2 protein-coding genes are annotated in these 1,600 nt (G+C 69.2%); one reads left to right on the top strand and one right to left on the bottom strand.

From position 1 onward, the window contains the following. The coding region (locus EYA84_RS31635) for a Gfo/Idh/MocA family protein (protein ID WP_131057830.1) at window positions 1–745 on the bottom strand (745 nt) is incomplete at its 3' end. A gap of 239 nt (window positions 746–984) precedes the next feature. On the opposite strand from EYA84_RS31635, the gene EYA84_RS31630 reads away from it, so the two are divergent. After that, window positions 985–1,600, top strand: a 616-nt coding sequence (locus EYA84_RS31630) for a LacI family DNA-binding transcriptional regulator (RefSeq protein WP_131057829.1), incomplete at its 3' end; no start/stop codon positions are given.

Genomic DNA, 1,600 nt, shown 5'->3' with positions numbered 1-1,600 from the left:
GGTCGTCGGCGGCGGCGGGCGCGGCGTGCGCCCGGTCGTAGTCGCGGGCGTAGCCGTGCCGGCGGCCGTCGTCGCCGTAGAAGAACAGCCGGCCGGCGGCGTACACCTGCACCGGGGTGGCGTCGAGCCACCAGTTGACCAGGTCGAAGTGGTGGCTGGCCTTGTGCACCATCAGCCCGCCGGAGCTGGCCTTGTCGCGGTGCCAGCGTCGGAAGTAGTCGGCGCCGTGGCGCACGTCGAGCAGCCACTCGAAGTGCACCGAGCCGATCTCGCCGACCGCGCCCTCGGCGAGCAGCCGTCGCATCTGTTCGTGCAAGGGGTTGTAGCGGTAGTTGAACGCCACCGTCACCCGTTGCCCGGTGCGGCGTACCGCGTCGAGGATGCGGTGGCAGCGGGCCGCGTCGGTGGTCATCGGTTTCTCGGTGACCACGTCACAGCCGGCGTCCAGCGCGGCCACCACGTACGTGTCGTGGGTGACGTCGACCGAGGTCACCAGCACCACGTCGACACGTTCCTCGGCCAGCATGGTGGTGAAGTCGTCGGCGTGGTACGTCGGCAGCCGAGCGTGGCCCAGCTCGCCGAGCCATCGGTTGTGGGCGTCCATCCGGGCCTGGTTGACGTCGGCGAACGCGACCAGTTCGGCGGTGTCCGCGTGGTCGCGGACCAGGGCCCGGACGAACATCTCGGCGCGGGCGCCGGTGCCGACGACGGCGTACCGGGCACGCTTGCCGGGTTGCGGTGACACAGACCGATCCTCCTCGATCTTTATGCAAACCTTTGCAGTGAAGTAACCACGATCGATTGGTCAGAGTCAACGAGCGGCCGAGAATCGGCGTCGTTTGACCCTATTCATGGGGTTTGGAGTGCATGGCGAGAGCCCGGCCGAAACAGAGCTGTAATCAAGTGCCGTTGACAGTGGAGCAACCGTTTGCATTAATTGGCGACACCCGTGACCGCCGACACACATCGATGAAGGGGGCCTGAGTGCCAGTCACCATCCGGGACGTCGCACGGGCCTCCGGCGTGCACATCTCCACCGTCTCCCGCACCTTCTCCGCGCCCCACCTGGTCAACCCGGAGACCCGGGTGCGGGTGCTGGCCTGCGCCGAGGACCTGGGCTACCGGCCGAACCGGGCCGCCCGGGCCCTCATCACCGGCCGGACGCACAACATCGGCCTGATCATCGCCGACATCGCCAACCCGTTCTTCCCGCCGCTGATCAAGGCGGCGGAGAGTCAGGCCCGCCACCGCGACTACCACGTCTTCGTCGCCGACACGAACGAGGACGCGGCCGCGGAGGAGGAACTGGTGCACGCCCTGGCCAAGCAGGTCGACGGCGTGCTGCTGTGCAGCCCCCGGATGAGCAACAGCCTGATCGAGCAGCTCAGCCGCGAGGTGCCGCTGGTCGTGGTCAACCGCCAACTGGCGGGTCTGCCCTGCGTCCTGATGGACGTCGGGCAGGGCGCACGGACCGCCATCGAGCACCTCGTGGGCCTCGGTCACCGGCAGATCGCCCTGCTCGGTGGACCGCGCGGCTCATGGACCAGCCGGGAGATCCGGCGCGCCGCCAGCGCGGCGGCCCGGACCGCCGGCGCGGAAC

It is taken from the genome of Verrucosispora sp. SN26_14.1 (assembly GCF_004307965.1).
Classification (GTDB): domain Bacteria; phylum Actinomycetota; class Actinomycetes; order Mycobacteriales; family Micromonosporaceae; genus Micromonospora.
Note: the sequence above shows the minus strand (reverse complement) of the source record. Positions and strands in the feature narration are given on the sequence as shown.